Source organism: Streptomyces sp. NPDC034043 (assembly GCF_055575675.1).
The window spans coordinates 124,656-138,602 of record NZ_JBVISF010000013.1 but is presented as its reverse complement, the minus strand read 5'-3'; the positions used below and the strand labels follow the sequence as shown (position 1 = coordinate 138,602).

Sequence of the window (13,947 nt, the reverse complement as noted above, 5' to 3'; positions counted from 1 at the left end):
TGGCGTGCGGGCACCCCGCTCAGCCGGCCCGGCCTCGCGGTCGGTGCATGGGTGGGGCGTGACTGGAAAGGCGTCCGACATGACACGTGAGCCGAAAAGAGAGCACGGTGACCACCACGAGCGCACCGGCGGAGAGCCCGGCAGCGTGGGTCCCGACGAGCGGATTGAGGAGCGGGCGCCGGATCAGCTTTCACAGATGCCGAAGCGGTCGTGGATGGCGGTACTGCGCGGCACGCTGAAGGAGTTCAAGGACGACGAGCTGGCCGACCGGGCCGCTGCTTTGACCTACTACGGAGTGCTGGCGCTCTTCCCGGCCTTGCTGGTGCTGGTGTCACTGCTGGGTCTCGCGGGTGAGTCGGCGACGAAGCAGGTCCTGGACAACCTGCAGAAGCTGACGCCTGGCTCGGCGCGCGACGTGATCAGCAACGCGGTGCAGCAGCTGCAGGGCAACAGCGGTGTCGGCTCCATCCTGGCCCTCGTCGGCCTGGCGGTGGCCATCTGGTCCGCCTCGGGCTACGTGGCCGCGTTCATCCGTACCTCGAACGCCGTCTACGACATGCCCGAGGGCCGCCCGATCTGGAAGGTGCTGCCGCTGCGCCTGGCGCTGACGATCACGCTGATGATCCTCGCGGTGGCCAGTGCGTTGATCGTGGTGTTCACCGGCGGCCTGGCCCGCCAGGCGGGGACTGCCCTCGGGATCGGGGAAAGTGCGCTGACCGTGTGGTCCATCGCGAAGTGGCCGGTTCTGGTCCTGCTCGTCACGATCATGATCGCGATCCTGTACTGGGCCGCTCCCAACGCCAAGGGACGCGGTTTCAAATGGGTCACCCCCGGGAGTTTCCTGGCGCTGGTGATCTGGGTGATCGCCTCGGCCGGATTCGCTTTCTACGTCGCGAACTTCGGCTCGTACAACAAGACCTACGGCACCCTCGCGGGCGTGATCATCTTCCTCATCTGGCTGTGGATCACGAATCTGGCGATCCTCCTCGGCCTGGAGTTCGACGCCGAGATGGTCCGCCAGCGCGCCATCGCCGGCGGCCATCCCGAGGACGAGGAGCCCTACGTCCAGCCCCGGGACACCCAGAAGTGGAGCGATGAAGACCGCCGCCGCCTGGAGTGAGCCTGGCGCGGCGCGGCGTCCCCGCGCAATGGTGATCACCGGCTGACGAGGCGGGTGGCCGCTCCGGCCCCTCCGGCCACACCGCGGCCGTGGCGCCCACCTGGCCGTGGGGGTGCAGCGTGCGCCGTACTGATGGCGCTGGTGGCGATCGAGCGGGTCCACAGTGGCGCGCACTACCCCTCCGACGTCGTTGCCGACGGTGCAATCGGCCTGGCCGCAGCCGCCCTGGTCCGGGCGACGTCGCGTCTCGTTGTCCGCCATCTCCGATGACAACGAGTCGTTGCGGGTGACCAGGAGTTTGCGGGGTAAGCGCGCTCGGACAGGAGCGTGCTCATTTCAAAGCGGGAGGGGGCTCTGCCATGGCAGCACCAGCCGGGCAACGCCGGCTGCCGGCTCCCATCCACGACACCACCGGCGGCAAGTAGAGCGCCTGACCGGCGCGGCGCCGCAGGAGCCAGACCGACGGCCGCCATCGTGCAGCCATCGCCGAGAGAAATCAGGACCTCACGAGTGGAAGAAGGATATGGATTCCATGAGCGCCGTTGGACGGCACCCAGGCCAGGGCAGTACCGAGGGATCGGTGGGTGACCTCATCTCGCGGGCGTCGCAGCAGATCTCGGAGCTGGTCCGTGAAGAGATGCAGCTGGCCCGGGCCGAGATCGCCCAGAAGGGCAAAGGCTTCGGCATGGGTGGCGGCCTGCTCGGCGGGGCCGGCCTGGTCGCCGTCCTTGCCGCGCAGGCCCTGGCCGGAGCCGTGATCGCAGCCCTCGCACTGCTCCTGCCGGTCTGGGCGTCAGCGCTGATCATCGCCGCCCTGCTGGCAGCGGCAGCCGCTGGGATGGCCGCCGCCGGGAAGAAGCAGATCGCCAAGGCCGGCACCCCCGTACCCGAGCAGACCATTGACAGCGTCAAGGCCGACATGGCCGAGATCAAGGAGGCAGCGCACCGATGAGCACCCCCTCCCACGGAGACAAAGAAGCCGCACCCACTCCCGAGGAGCTGCGCGGACAGGTCGAGCACACCCGCGAGGAACTCGGGCAGACCGTCGAGGCACTGGCGGCCAAAGCCGACGTCAAGGCCCAGGCGAGGGAGAAGACGGCCGAGATCAAGGACCAAGCCGCCCAGAAGGCGGCCCTCGTCACCGACCAGCTCCGGGACAAAGCAACGCAGGCAGCTCAGCTGGTCAAGGAGAAGACTCCCGACCCGGTCCTCGACAAGGCCGCCCACGCGGCGGCCCAGGTACGCGACACCGCGGCACGGGCCGGACAGCTCGCCAGGGACAAGACCCCGGACCCGGTCCGCGATAAGGCCGACCAAGCCGTGACGATGGCGCGGGCCAACCGCACCCCTCTGCTCGCCGCGGCCGCCGCCCTCGCCTTGTTGCTGCTGCTGCGCCGCAGCCGAAGGCGCCGGTGAAGGCATCCGAGATCGCCTACCGGCCGGTTGAGGACGGCGTCATCGGCGGGCACGGTCGCCGTGTGCTGCGGCGCGCCAATTCTGTTGAGGATGGCCCACTCCTTGTCCGCGGCGGCGCAGTGCCCGAGAAGCGGAAGGCGTCCGGCTTGCCCGCCCTCTTGACGTTGAAGCCCACCGTGCAGTCGTGCCGGTGGCGAAACCGACGATCCTCTCGCCACCCATGAGGTGGATCCTGAACTCGGAGTCGGTCCGTTCCAGCTGGACCGTCTCGCCCAACGGCTTGAGCATCGTGTGGAGCTGGTCTTGCTTCTTGCCCGTCACCGTGCGGTAGGCGGTGACCACGGCCTTGTTCGCCTTGACGTCGTGCACAGACGCGGTCCCCGGGATCGCCTTGCCGGCGTTGAGGGCCGCCATGGTGGCGACCGGCGTCTCGCCCCGCGTAACGGACCTTCCTCGGTACGGCCCCTGCCCGGCGGACCTGCGCGGCGCTTGCGGGTGGTGACGTTGACGACAAGCTTCTTCGCCGCACGGTCGTAGTACGAGCCGGCCTGCTCCCCGTCCAGCTGCGGGGTGAGCGACTGGACTAGGAGCTGGGCCCGCGCCTGGCCCCGTGGCCCTCAGTTCACCAGAAACGGAAGTATGGCGAGGACGTGGTGACGTGGGTTCAGCAGGTCCTTGGGTGTCGGCGTCGGCGGAGTACCGCGACTGCGCCCGCGAGGGCGAGGGTTGTGCCGGTGCCGCCGGCGAGGAGCAGGGTGGAGGATGAAGTGCCGTCTTCCTTGCGTGGGGGGCTGTAGCCGCTCGAGTAGCCCTTGATGTCGTACTCGGAGCCAGGGAGCTTGTCGGCGTAGCGGGCCTTGACCAGTTTCTGGTAGTCACTGAGCGACACCGACGCCCGGCCTTCCAAGCCTTGCCGGGCCTGGTCGTTCAAAGGCTCGACGGTGGTGAGCTTGAGCTGGTACCAGCCCCGGATCTGCGGCTCGGTGAAGACCAGCGTGCCCAGGGCGGCCTTGCCGGCGTACGCGGCGTCGCTGTCGCCGTCGCGCACGGCCGCCAGGTGCCAGCCGCCGCCCTGGGTGGGGGCGAGCATGACGGTGGCGTTGCGGCCGTTCACGGTGGTGCTCAGTGAGGAGACCAACTGCGTCAGCTTGACCGCTTCCGCGGGCAGTGGCGGGGCTGTGCCCGCGACGAACCCGGGGGTGATCTCGTTCAGGGCCACTGGGTCCTTGATCGTGAAGGCCGGGAGGCCCTGGCACGGCTCGGCCGTCTCGGGGAGCGTCTGCACTGGACCGCCCGCGCCCTCGCTGGGCACCGGAGTGCGCAGGAAGCGGCAGACCGTGTCGCGCACGTCGGCGGACTTCACCGCGTCGAGAGCCGCCTGGTAGTCGGGGATGTCGGCCGGGAGGGGGTCCTTCGCCGGGGCCGCGTGCGCCGGACCGACGACGGACAGCAGTGCGCACGCACTCAGTGCGAGGACGACGGACAGGCGGGGGAAGCGAGAGGCCGCCCGCGTGCTGGATGTTTCGGTGCCGCTGGTGTCGCGCATGTCGCCTGCCTTAGCGGGAGATACCGATGCGGGAGTGGGTCCACTTGGATGAGCCGTTGCTCACGTAGTCGTTGTAGTTCCACCACGTGTACGTGGTGGTGTCCGGCCACGGGTCGGCCACGGCGATCCTGCTGTTCGAGGTGTCGAAGCCGTAGACCACGTTCATGTGGCCGCCACCGGACGTCCACCCGATCCGGGCGCCGATCGGCCGGGCCGCCTTGACCTCGGTGTACACCTGGTTGAACGTGGCCGCGCTGGCGAGGCCCGAGCCGGGGTGCGCCATGCCGAGGCTGCTCCAGCCCCTGGCCATGTCGTCGAGCGTGGCGGGCTGGTTGTTGCAGCCGTAGTAGGGCTGGGCACGGCTGCAGAAGTCCGTCTGGGTGGAGCCCACGCCGTGGAACTTGGCGATGGTCAGCCCGGAGGCGACCCAGCACCACTGGGACTTCTCCTGTTTCAGCATGCTGATGGTGTCCTGGCCCGCTTCCGCGTGAGCCGTGCCTCCCGCGGAAGCGAGCGATCCCAAGGCGGCCAGCGCGATGGCCGACGCCGTGGTTCCGTACCTGAACCTGCCCATTTTCCTGCCTTCCCCTGATGGGTACAACGAGATGAACGGGGCGATCTGGCAGGAATATGACAGCGCAGCATGCCGGGGGCACAAAAGGGCCTTGCTGGAATTTGCCTCTAATTGATTATTCGTTGGGTAATCATGGAGGTCGGGCATTTGCAGCGCACGTCCGGGACTGCTGACGAGCGCAAGGCAGCGGAGAGAACGGTCAATGTCCGACCGTGGCCGCGTCCGGCCGCCAGCACGTGGTCGCGTAAGGAGACCGGTCGGGTGCGGTAGCGGGGCAACGGGCGGGGGCCCAGCCCTGAGTAGGCGGGCTAATGCGGCACCGCTTCCTCGCCGTTAGCGGTCATCTCGGCCCTGGGCCTGCAGGACGTGGGCCCGGCCGCGATCCTCCAGTCCGCGGCGGAAGCCGGCGTTGGCGCCGTAGCCGGCATCCGGGACCAGTGCGGCCGGCCGCAGACCGATCCCATCGAGTTCGTCGAGCATGTCCAGCGCGAGCTGCCATTTCGGGCGGTGGTGTTCGTCCTCGGGGATCCGGCAGGCCGTTCGGCGGGCGGCCTGGGGGCCGTCCCAGCTTGCGGGCAGGAACAACCGCCAGGACAGCGGGCACGAAGCCGTGTCCGAAGCGGCGTGGACGGTCACCCCGATCTGGCAGGTGCCGACCTTGCCCAGCGTGCCGGAGTACTGGCGGGCCAGCCCGGGCGAGGCCGTGCCGCCCTTGGGGAAACCGGTGTCGTCCACCACCCACACCTGCGGCCGCACCACCCGCACCGCCCGCCAGGCTCGCACATCGGACACGGGCCAGGTCGAGGACGTCATGAACTGCTGCGATCGCTGATGGTCCACCCCGGGACCTGTCCGGCCGATCACGTGACTGCCTCACCCGGTGCGTGACGTGGGTTTGGGGCGGGGGCAACTGAGTGACGCCGAGCGGGAAGGGCCGCAGCCGTTCCCGCTCGGCGGCGGTCCTGATGAACCGCAGGTCCTCACGGAGCTGCTGGGGGCTTGGACGGCGAGGGCGTCTGCGGGTCCGTCCACGATGGTCCAGCCGCCATGGTGAGGCGGCGAGCGGTCTGGTTCTGCAGCCGGGTGGAGGCGGGGCGGAAAGGTCGCCGCAATCGAGACGGACGCTACGCGCGGGCACGGTAGAGGGCGAAGAACTCGTCGGTGCATACGTACCAGCGGTGGTGTCGGGCTCCCTTCCGCTGCCCGCTTCCTGCCGACCACCGGTCGGCGGAGTCGGCCGCGCCGGGCTTCGGGCAGAATGCGTCGGTGCTCATCAGACGTGAAGTCCCTTCCGACCGTTCTGCCGTCCGCGCGCTGACCGCCGACTCCTCCTTCAAACCGTACGAGGAGGAGTCGGCAGAGCTTCGTCTGCGCGACGCGCTGCGCCTCGGCGCCGACTGGATACCGGCACTCTCGCTGGTGGCCGAGGACCGGGACGGGGCGATCGTCGGCCATGCCGTATGCACGTGGGGGCGCATCGGCACCGTCGCCGTCCCGAACATCAGCCTGCTCGGTGTCCTTCCGGACCGGCGGCGCCGCGGCACGGGAACGGCGCTCGTGCACGCCTCGCTCGCCGCCGCCGACGCCCTCGATGCCGCCGCGATGGTCGTCCTCGGCGACCCCGGGTTCTACGGCCGCTTCGGCTTCCGCCCGGGTACGGACGTCGGGATCGTCGGTGAGGAACTCGCCTGGGGCGACTTCTTCCAGGTCCGCACCCTGGCCGCCTACGACGTGTCGCTCCGCGGTGAGTTCGTCTACCCCGAGCCATTCGGCTCCGCCTGAGGGCGCCGGGGCTAAGACCAGGTCGCCACGAAGCAGCTGACGCTGTCCACGGTCTCGGCGTACAGGAGGCGGTGGGTAGTCAGGTCCCAGTCGGCCCCGCCCAGCAGCTGCCAGGGCGAGCGGCCCGACACCCCCAGCTCACGGGCGAGGCTCGCGTCCAGGTTCGGGAAGAATCCGTTCACGTCACCGCTGACCAGCGCGGCGGCAATGCCTGCCTCGATCTCCTCGGCCCGTGGGTCGGGGCGCCGGGCTCCGTCCTCATCGGCGCGCGTCGGACCGTTCCCCATCACCAGCAGCCCGACGCGGTCCGCCCACCCCGCCAGGTGCAAGCCGTCCTCCCCGTTCGTGGGCCAATCGCGGGCGTCGTCCACCTCATATGCACGCACCGGACCGGTCCAGCCCGCCCGCTGCAACAGCCACGCACCGATGCTGAGCGACATCGGCAGCGTTCTCGCCGGCGGCTCCGCGGCCCGGCCCTGTCCGAGCCGCACGTCCACGGGGATCCCGAGATCCCGGAAAGCCCACAGGGTGCCCCTCTCGTGGAGACGGGACCGCGCACCCGGACCGACCACGGCCACGATCTCGGGATCCTCGGCAAGTACGGCTGCCACCGCCTCCGCGCACGCCCTGCGCAGCCGCTCCGGCGCCGCAAGCGCGCCCACGTCTGCCTCGAGCGTGAGCGACGGCAGGCAGGGACAGACGGCAGCGGCCACAAGCATGCTCCGCAGCCTAGCCTCCACCTCCGGCACTAGTTTGGCCGATCAGTCGGAGCCAGATGGTGAGGGCTGCTGCGGTGGCAGTGCCGAGGCAGACGTAACGGCGCTTGTCGTAGCGGGTGGCCACCGCCCGGTGCTGCTTCAGCCGGTTAATGACCCGTTCGACGGTGTTGCGCGCACGAACGGTCGCAGCCGTTTCCACTCGGCATCACTCAGATCACCCCGGCCCATGTCAGCATCAACGATTTGCACCCGGAGTAGTAGTCACATGATCGGCCGGACAACTCCTGGATCGGCGGGGGCCATGCGGCGGCGACCAACCCTGCCCGCGAGCCGACCTGAAGATCATTTACAGGGCAACTCTTAGCTGGGCGAGCCCCGATGCCGAGCCGTACCACATGAGATGACGCGTATCTTGATCGTTAATGTCTGGGCCGTTGGTCAGCTGATGAGGGGGCGAGGTGGCCGTAGAGCGCGGTCGGGTCGAGCGGGCCGGGCAGCGGGTACACCTCGGCGCTGCGTGGGACCATTTCGGCATGTGCTGGGTAGCTGACGGAGCCACGCCGACCTCGCGGTTGGTATTGGTGAAAGACCTGGAGACTCACGCCGGTTACGCCTTCGAGCTGGCGAGGCCGCTCTCGCGTCGTCCAGGCGGACGTCGTCGGGGGCTCAGGCCGGCCCGCCGCCGGAACTCGAAGATGTCGCTCGGGCCAGCGCGCGGCCGATGTTCTCACCGTCGACGCATACGCGGCGGCCGCCCTGGGTGTCGGGCGGGTAGACGATGACGCGCAGGGCAGAGCTCATTCCTTCATCGTGCCGGGAGTGGCCCGTGGGACCTCACTCGCCGCCGCCCCCGCCGCCGCTGTGACCGCCGCCGGAGTGTGTATCCGTATCCAGGCCGGAGCCGGGGTCACCGTAGCGACGATTGCCGCCCGGCCGCCTTCGGGGCTGGCCCGCTGGGGGCGGCGCGGCTCCTTCCCAGTGCGGGCTGCGATGAGGGAAGACGTACTCCAGCATGCGCGGGTCACGCTGGGCCTGTTGGAGATGTCGCCGGCCCGCAGGGGTCATTTGACGCTCCGCGCCCGCCACCAGACCCCACGTGGCCAGCCCGCGGCCGATCCTCTCAACCTCCGGTGAGCGTTGCAGGACCGCTCGTACGATGTCGATGTCCGTCGGGCGCCGGCAGAAGACGATCATCGCGCGCTCGACCGGATGCAGGGGTTGCCTCCCCTCCACGGAATGCACCTGCGCGTTGCGCACCATGAGCAGCCCACGCTGGTGCAGCGTGGTGACCGCACTGTCCACCACATGCCGGGCCCCGCCCGCCAGGAACGCGACGTCATACACGTCCAGGGGTCTCGTCTCGCCCGAGCCCCTGACGATCCACCGGAACACCCACCGCATACCAGCCCCCCGTCACGGCCTGCATCTGTCACCTGGCAGTTGCAGCCTTCCCCATCCCTCGAAGTCTGATGGCAGACGGTCAACTCTGGGTGGTGGCACAGGACGACTGTCAGGCTGTGCGGCGTCGGCGGTGCCGGCCCTGAGGTCGTAGCCGAGCACGTTGCAAAGCATCTGCTCCTGGAGGCCCGAAGCGGTACAGGCTCGAACGAGTCCTCCCACCTGGACCAGGGTCCGGATCGCGGCGTCCGGGCGGCGCTGCTGCCGGCGGACGTCGACATCGTGAGCGTCGACCAGGCGCAGGCCGACGCCCGCGAGCACGAAGGAGACTTGATGGACGCCGAGGGCGTGGCGGCGGCCGTCGGCTGCTTCGTGTGGCGGGGCGACGCCCCTAAACTGCGGGCGGCTGCCCGGACCCGGGGCGGGCTGGCCGCGGGTAGCCCGTGCCGGTATGGCGTACGCGGGCAAGGCCCGGTGCCCGACCTGCCTGGAGCAGTACCACCGCGGTCGCCTGCACCCGCAAGGCGCGGCCCCGAGCGGCGCATACACGGTTAGGGCGCCGGCGTCGACCGGGCCGTTGCCGCCCTCCTGGCTCAGCAGGGACCGCACCGGCGGCGGCCGGACCCGTGGCCGCCCCGAACCCGTAGGAGGCCGCCTGCCGCACCCGAGCCCGGTTCGCCCGCGACCTCGTCGGAGGCCGCCGCTTGCCCGGCCCCGGCCCCGGCCCCGGCCCTGGAATCGGTGGTGGTGCGCGCGGACACCCGGGGGTTGGGCATCCCGGACGGCCCCGACCTGTCCGGCCGGCCCGCGGCTCTTCAGCGGCTCGGCGTGGGGGCAGCGGCGAACAGCCGGCTGGTGACCATCACCAGGGACTGCATCGGCTCTGAGCGGGATACGGCCCAGCGGTCACCACTGGGGCCTGGCCCCTGCTCGCGGCCCGCATGACCGACGTCACCCGCAGCCCGAAAGGCGAGGCGGGGGTGCGTGTGGTTGACGGCCGGGCTGACGGGCACCCACGCGGCAGCAGGCACGCCCGGTGAGATCGCGGGCCGCATGGTCGGCCAGGTCTAGGCCCCGGCCCCGGCGGGGGCGTAGCGAGCGGAGAGGACGGTCACCGGTCCGCCTCCGCGTTCTTCGCCGACCACCTGGGCCCGGTGAGGACCAGGTGGGCGACGTCGTCCGGTGCGCACAGGGTGCGCGGTCCGTCCATAAGGACGCCCCAGTACGCCGGTCAGGGTCGCGGCTGAGTCCGCCACGGGTACGGCAGTACCGCGCAACGGGCCACGGGCGACCGGCGCGTCCGCCACGACCACCGCGGCGGGGGCGCGCCCACGGCGCCCCTCGCTGCCCAGAGTCGATGTCACAGCGCGCTCGTGCGCCTCACGCCCGTGCGCACCGCGTCAGGAAAGCCCCGACCACACCGCGGTACGGCGCTTGGTGAAGTAGTCCGCGTCCTTGGGCCGGGCCGGGTCCTGGCCCAGGGGACGGGGAGCCGGTTCCAGGTGGGGTATGTACTTCGAGCAGTGGATGTACGCCTCCTGGACCGTGACGTGGACCCACAGCTGGGGCCCCCGCCCCGGCGCGACGTCGGTGGGCAGGCTGGGATGGACCCGGCGCAGCTCCGCGTCGTCGTAGAGCCGGGCGACGCCGTTGACGTGCAGTCCTACGTGGTGGTGGGTGAAGTCCACGAAGAGCATGCCCAGGTGCGGGTTCTCGGTCATGTTGCCGGCGCTGGCGAGCACACCGTTCCCGCGGAACTCGGGGTAGGCGAGCGTCCGGTAGTCGATGACGTGGACGAATCCCGGCGGCCCGGCGCGGAAACTGGCGTCGCACTCGCCGTGGGAGTCGGCGGTCGCCAGGAACACCATGCTCTGGCAGCCGATGAACTCCCGCATCTCGTCCGTCAGGTGGGAGCGTACCTGCTGGTCGTAGAAGCGGGCGGCGCGCTCGGCCGTACCCAGCTGCTGCTGCAACCGGCGCTCACCGGCCGAACCGGACGACGGTGGAGGGAAGATCACGGGGGCTGCTCCTGGGAGAGTGAACGGGGATCCGGCTCAGCGGGTGGACAGAACGGGGGTCTCGAACGGGTCGTGATGGATACGGTCGGGCAACGTACCGTGGCGGGTCAGCGTTTCGCTGGCGGATGTGACCATTGCCGCCGGTCCGCTGAGGAACACGTCGTGCTGGTACCACGGCCCGTACTCGGCCAGCACCTTCGGCAGTGATCCCCGGATGCCGGCGATGTGTTCGTGGGAGACCGCGCCCCGCAGGGTCAGCCAGTGGTGCCGCTGGACCATCCGCAGCATGTCGTCCACCCCGTACAGTTCGTCGCCGGTGCGGGCGCCGAGGAACAGGTCCACCTGGTGGCGTCCACCGCGACGGGCGACCTCCTCGATGAGGGCGCGCATCGGGGCGAGCCCCGTACCGCCGGCGACGCAGAGCAGGTCCTTGTGCACGGCCGCGTCCAGGACCATGTCGCCCATCGGCGGTCCCAGCCGCAGCACGTCGCCCACCGCTGCCCGGTGTACCAGCGCCTCGCTGACCGAGCCGCCGGGCACCGCGCGGACGTGGAAGGTCAGGGTGCCGTCGGCGCGGGGCGCGTTGGCGGGGGAGTAGTAGCGCCACAGCTTCGGCCACCACGGCGTCTCCATGCTCACGTACTGCCCGGCCTGGTACGCGTAGGGCAGGTGGGGACGCACGGTGATCTCGGCGATGCCGTGTCCGCGGGGGAGGTGGTGCACCACCGTGGCGGGCCAGACGGCGGGCCGCACCGCCTCGTCCTCCTCGGCGGCGCTGATCATGACCTGGGAGACCACGCCGTACGCCTTCGTCCACGCGTCGGCGATGTCCTGCGTCCAGGCCGGGCCCGCGTAGCGGGCGAGGGAGGCCAGGAGGCACTCGCCGACCGCCGGGAAGTGCGCGGCAAGGGTGCCGAACTTGCGGTGGTCGCGGCCGAGGTGCCCGCAGAAGCGGACCAGGTTCGCCGGGTCGTCGACCACGTCCACGATGTGCAGGAGCGCGCGCAGGAGGCGGCCGCGCTGGGCGTCCATTCCGGGCGGGAACAGTGGACGTACTTGCGGGTAGCGGGCGAACAGGATGGCGTAGAAGTAGACCGTCATCTCTTCGGCCACGGGGGCGACCACCGACACCGAAGCCTTGATCAGGTGTATCTCGTGCTCCGACAAGGGCGCTTCGGAGGCCGGGGGCGGCGCAGTGGCGGGGGCGCGATGGTGCGCCGGTTCTTCCGTGGGCTGGTGAGCGGGCGGATTGCTGGGGCGGCCGATCCGGAATCTCAAGGGACGAGCGCTCCTCCGCTCCTTGTCCGGACGGATCTCCGTCTCGGGGCGGAAGGGGCGATGTGGTGTCGGGAGAGCATGAGTCCTCATCGGGTAGGGGTGCCTGGCCGTAGAAGCGGATGAAATGCTTCCGGACCGCCCATGATCTTTGAACAGATTGTCGATCGGGGGAAGCGTCGTTTCCGCTAGAACTCGTCCCCAGATCTTGTCGCATTATGTGGGCCGGTCACGGGGTTCGGGCGAGGGATTCGGGGAAGACTCAGCGGCCGGCCGCCGAGGGTGCGGGGTGCTCGGCCGTGATCGCCGGCTCCAGACCCTGCGTGGGCGTCGCCCGGCCGCTGACCGACTGGGAGGGCGTGCTGCCGGTACGCGCGTACGAGCGGCTGTGCGGTTGACGAGGCCGCCCGTACCGGCCGCACCGCCTGCGTCGAGCGCACCCGCGAGGACATCGGCGCCGAGGGAACGAGCCCATAGACCCGCATAGACCTGAGGCTGGCCGCCCCAGCCGTCCTTCCCGTGGAGCAGGCACAGCTCCGCTTCGTCGAGCTGGCAAGGAGTGTCGCTCAGAGACTGCGGATGGCCTCGGCCAGGTCGGATCCGTAGGAGGCCCAGCAGATCACCGAGCCGTCATCGTGGAGCTGCCCCATGAGCCACTCACCGTCGTCCCTCACGAGGCACAACTCGTGGAACGCAAGAATCACATCAGGCCGGAGCGGCTCGTAGTCGCCCTGGCCAGCCACCTCGACGACTACGAGCCGATCGAAGGAGAGCGGGGCGGCGCTTGGGTCTCCGGAAAGCGCGCGCACGCGCTCGATCGTCCATCCGGCGGGGAGTTCTGAGTTCACCGGCGCATGGTCCCAGCAGGGCGCCCGTCACAACCACTCGTTGAGGACTGCGACCAGCACGGCCGGCCGCCTCATAGCGGACGGCGAGCTTGTCGTACCGGGTGGTGACGGCACGGTGGCTCTTGAGGTGGTTGATCCCACACTCGACCGCATGGCGCTCGCGGTATTCGGTCGGGTCGAAGTGCGGCGGCCGGCCGCCGCGGGAGCCGAGCTGGCCCTTCGGAGCGCCCGGGGCCGGCAGGACGGAATACTGCGAGCAGGGCTGAGGCTGACGTGATCATGAGTGAGATTCTTGTGACGGGCGCGACCGGCAATGTCGGCCGACAAGTTGTTGTTCAGCTCCTGGCCACCGGCATAGCTGTGCGCGCATTGACGCGTGATCCCGAAACGGCCGGGCTACCGGAGGGAGTCAAGGTCGCAGGCGGGGGCCTGTCCGAGCCAGGCACGCTGGAGGGGGCACTGAAGGGGACCAGCACAGTGTTCCTGATCTGGCCCTTCCTGACGACCGAGGGCGCGCCCGCCGTGCTGGAGGTGGTTGCACGACATGCACGCCGCATCGTCTATCTCTCGTCGTCGGGTGTGAACGAGGACGCCGAACGGCAGACCGATCCGATCAACCAGCTCCATGCCGACATGGAGCGCCTGATCGAAAAATCAGGCCTGGAGTGGACCGTCCTGCGGTCGAACACCATCGCCTCCAACGCGCGCGGGTGGGCCGATCAGATCCGCACCAAGCACGTCGTTCGCGGTCCCGACGTCGCCGCTACGGCTGTGATCCACGAGCATGATGTCGCGGCCGTGGCGGTACACGCGCTGACCGATGACCGGCACGTGGGCACGAAGCACGTCCTGAGCGGCCCGCAGGTACTGAGCAGAGCCGAGCAGGTACATACGATCGGGGAAGCCATCGGCCGCCCGGTGGCCTTCGAAGAGGTCCCCGTACAGGTCGCACGACAGCAGATGCTCGCCGACGGCAGGCCGCCTGCTCTCGTCGAGGCGCTGTTGGCCAGCGCTGAAACGCGGCCCGCGTCGAACTTGATCACCTCCACAGTGGAGGAGATCACCGGAGTACCCGCACGCACGTTCCGTTCATGGGCGGAAGAGCACGCGGACGAATTCCGCTAGGTTCGCCGTCAGAGCCCCAGCCCGAAATGCTCCTCGAACTGAGCCGCTCACCTGGGCATTCGCCGGACGCGCGGGCGGCCTCGGTCTGATCATGTGCTCCGACCAAGGACACGCCTGAGCGCGAAG

General features: G+C 69.9%; 17 protein-coding genes and 1 pseudogene. 7 read left to right on the top strand and 11 right to left on the bottom strand.

The genetic code is table 11. The annotated features are described in order from the left end of the window. Positions 1-79 precede the first annotated feature (79 nt). The 4 genes from ACZ51S_RS27405 (at position 80) to ACZ51S_RS27390 (ending at position 2,536) form a co-directional block, all read left to right on the top strand. Positions 80-1,120 carry a YihY/virulence factor BrkB family protein gene (locus tag ACZ51S_RS27405; protein ID WP_468476063.1) on the top strand — a complete coding sequence of 347 codons (1,041 nt, stop codon included), beginning with the start codon at positions 80-82 and terminating at the stop codon, positions 1,118-1,120. A 132-nt stretch (positions 1,121-1,252) separates the two neighbouring features. Continuing rightward, positions 1,253-1,390, top strand: a complete 138-nt coding sequence (locus ACZ51S_RS27400) for a hypothetical protein (RefSeq protein ID WP_468476064.1) — start codon at positions 1,253-1,255, stop codon at positions 1,388-1,390. Between the two features lie 262 nt (positions 1,391-1,652). Then, positions 1,653-2,072 carry a phage holin family protein gene (locus ACZ51S_RS27395; protein ID WP_468476065.1) on the top strand — a complete coding sequence of 140 codons (420 nt, stop codon included), beginning with the start codon at positions 1,653-1,655 and terminating at the stop codon, positions 2,070-2,072. After that, positions 2,069-2,536 (top strand): DUF3618 domain-containing protein, encoded by a 468-nt coding sequence (locus ACZ51S_RS27390; protein WP_468476066.1) that lies wholly within the window; start codon positions 2,069-2,071, stop codon positions 2,534-2,536. Before ACZ51S_RS27395 ends, ACZ51S_RS27390 begins: the two co-directional genes overlap by 4 nt. Positions 2,537-2,575: 39 nt before the next feature. Here the strand turns inward: ACZ51S_RS27390 and ACZ51S_RS27385 are convergent, their stop codons facing one another. The 3 genes from ACZ51S_RS27385 to ACZ51S_RS27375 form a co-directional block, all read right to left on the bottom strand. Further along, entirely contained in the window at positions 2,576-2,950 is a 375-nt protein-coding gene (locus tag ACZ51S_RS27385) for a hypothetical protein (protein WP_468962258.1), read from the bottom strand. A 250-nt stretch (positions 2,951-3,200) separates the two neighbouring features. Then, positions 3,201-4,082, bottom strand: a complete 882-nt coding sequence (locus ACZ51S_RS27380; protein ID WP_468478595.1) for a hypothetical protein — start codon at positions 4,080-4,082, stop codon at positions 3,201-3,203. Positions 4,083-4,092: 10 nt separating this feature from the next. Then, the gene (locus ACZ51S_RS27375; RefSeq protein WP_468478594.1) at positions 4,093-4,542 is read right to left on the bottom strand and encodes a papain-like cysteine protease family protein; all 450 of its coding nucleotides are present in this window, start codon (positions 4,540-4,542) and stop codon (positions 4,093-4,095) included. A 76-nt stretch (positions 4,543-4,618) separates the two neighbouring features. On the opposite strand from ACZ51S_RS27375, the gene ACZ51S_RS27370 reads away from it, so the two are divergent. Next, a complete protein-coding gene (locus ACZ51S_RS27370; protein WP_468478593.1) occupies positions 4,619-4,771 on the top strand; it encodes a hypothetical protein in 153 nt (50 codons plus the stop codon). An 85-nt stretch (positions 4,772-4,856) separates the two neighbouring features. On the opposite strand, the pseudogene ACZ51S_RS27365 reads toward ACZ51S_RS27370, so the two are convergent. Then, positions 4,857-5,499 (bottom strand): annotated as a pseudogene (locus ACZ51S_RS27365) (IS701 family transposase); the annotation flags it as partial. Between the two features lie 281 nt (positions 5,500-5,780). Further along, on the bottom strand, positions 5,781-5,930 hold the full coding sequence (locus ACZ51S_RS27360; protein ID WP_468478592.1) for a hypothetical protein: 150 nt from the start codon (positions 5,928-5,930) through the stop codon (positions 5,781-5,783). Here ACZ51S_RS27360 and ACZ51S_RS27355 point away from each other — a divergent pair. Next, a complete protein-coding gene (locus ACZ51S_RS27355) occupies positions 5,923-6,438 on the top strand; it encodes a GNAT family N-acetyltransferase (protein ID WP_468478591.1) in 516 nt (171 codons plus the stop codon). The genes ACZ51S_RS27360 and ACZ51S_RS27355 overlap by 8 nt on opposite strands. Positions 6,439-6,449: 11 nt before the next feature. On the opposite strand, the gene ACZ51S_RS27350 is transcribed toward ACZ51S_RS27355, so the two are convergent. The 6 genes from ACZ51S_RS27350 to ACZ51S_RS27325 form a co-directional block, all read right to left on the bottom strand. Next, positions 6,450-7,157 carry a class III extradiol ring-cleavage dioxygenase family protein gene (locus tag ACZ51S_RS27350; RefSeq protein ID WP_468962255.1) on the bottom strand — a complete coding sequence of 236 codons (708 nt, stop codon included), beginning with the start codon at positions 7,155-7,157 and terminating at the stop codon, positions 6,450-6,452. Positions 7,158-7,823: 666 nt separating this feature from the next. Next, positions 7,824-7,958, bottom strand: a complete 135-nt coding sequence (locus ACZ51S_RS27345; RefSeq protein ID WP_468478589.1) for a hypothetical protein — start codon at positions 7,956-7,958, stop codon at positions 7,824-7,826. Between the two features lie 33 nt (positions 7,959-7,991). Next, a complete protein-coding gene (locus tag ACZ51S_RS27340) occupies positions 7,992-8,558 on the bottom strand; it encodes a TIGR04222 domain-containing membrane protein (RefSeq protein ID WP_468803398.1) in 567 nt (188 codons plus the stop codon). A gap of 1,397 nt (positions 8,559-9,955) precedes the next feature. Beyond that, positions 9,956-10,573: a pyridoxamine 5'-phosphate oxidase family protein gene (locus ACZ51S_RS27335; RefSeq protein ID WP_468478586.1), complete on the bottom strand. Its 618-nt coding sequence runs from the start codon at positions 10,571-10,573 to the stop codon at positions 9,956-9,958. 36 nt (positions 10,574-10,609) lie between these two features. Next, complete coding sequence (locus ACZ51S_RS27330) at positions 10,610-11,740, bottom strand: globin domain-containing protein (RefSeq protein WP_468889540.1); 1,131 nt, start codon at positions 11,738-11,740, stop codon at positions 10,610-10,612. A 674-nt stretch (positions 11,741-12,414) separates the two neighbouring features. Continuing rightward, positions 12,415-12,696 carry a hypothetical protein gene (locus tag ACZ51S_RS27325; RefSeq protein ID WP_468478584.1) on the bottom strand — a complete coding sequence of 94 codons (282 nt, stop codon included), beginning with the start codon at positions 12,694-12,696 and terminating at the stop codon, positions 12,415-12,417. 279 nt (positions 12,697-12,975) lie between these two features. Here ACZ51S_RS27325 and ACZ51S_RS27320 point away from each other — a divergent pair, with 279 nt between their 5' ends. Continuing rightward, on the top strand, positions 12,976-13,821 hold the full coding sequence (locus ACZ51S_RS27320) for an NAD(P)H-binding protein (RefSeq protein WP_468962253.1): 846 nt from the start codon (positions 12,976-12,978) through the stop codon (positions 13,819-13,821). Positions 13,822-13,947 lie beyond the last annotated feature (126 nt).

Bases quoted from the DNA above. Each gene is read 5' to 3' on its own strand.
- ACZ51S_RS27405 (WP_468476063.1), top strand. From the start codon at position 80: ATGACACGTGAGCCGAAAAGAGAGCACGGTGACCACCACGAGCGCACC.
- ACZ51S_RS27400 (WP_468476064.1), top strand. From the start codon at position 1,253: ATGGCGCTGGTGGCGATCGAGCGGGTCCACAGTGGCGCGCACTACCCC.
- ACZ51S_RS27395 (WP_468476065.1), top strand. From the start codon at position 1,653: ATGAGCGCCGTTGGACGGCACCCAGGCCAGGGCAGTACCGAGGGATCG.
- ACZ51S_RS27390 (WP_468476066.1), top strand. From the start codon at position 2,069: ATGAGCACCCCCTCCCACGGAGACAAAGAAGCCGCACCCACTCCCGAG.
- ACZ51S_RS27385 (WP_468962258.1), bottom strand. From the start codon at position 2,950: ATGGCGGCCCTCAACGCCGGCAAGGCGATCCCGGGGACCGCGTCTGTG.
- ACZ51S_RS27380 (WP_468478595.1), bottom strand. From the start codon at position 4,082: ATGCGCGACACCAGCGGCACCGAAACATCCAGCACGCGGGCGGCCTCT.
- ACZ51S_RS27375 (WP_468478594.1), bottom strand. From the start codon at position 4,542: ATGCTGAAACAGGAGAAGTCCCAGTGGTGCTGGGTCGCCTCCGGGCTG.
- ACZ51S_RS27370 (WP_468478593.1), top strand. From the start codon at position 4,619: ATGGCCGACGCCGTGGTTCCGTACCTGAACCTGCCCATTTTCCTGCCT.
- ACZ51S_RS27360 (WP_468478592.1), bottom strand. From the start codon at position 5,930: ATGAGCACCGACGCATTCTGCCCGAAGCCCGGCGCGGCCGACTCCGCC.
- ACZ51S_RS27350 (WP_468962255.1), bottom strand. From the start codon at position 7,157: ATGCTTGTGGCCGCTGCCGTCTGTCCCTGCCTGCCGTCGCTCACGCTC.
- ACZ51S_RS27345 (WP_468478589.1), bottom strand. From the start codon at position 7,958: ATGAGCTCTGCCCTGCGCGTCATCGTCTACCCGCCCGACACCCAGGGC.
- ACZ51S_RS27340 (WP_468803398.1), bottom strand. From the start codon at position 8,558: ATGCGGTGGGTGTTCCGGTGGATCGTCAGGGGCTCGGGCGAGACGAGA.
- ACZ51S_RS27320 (WP_468962253.1), top strand. From the start codon at position 12,976: ATGAGTGAGATTCTTGTGACGGGCGCGACCGGCAATGTCGGCCGACAA.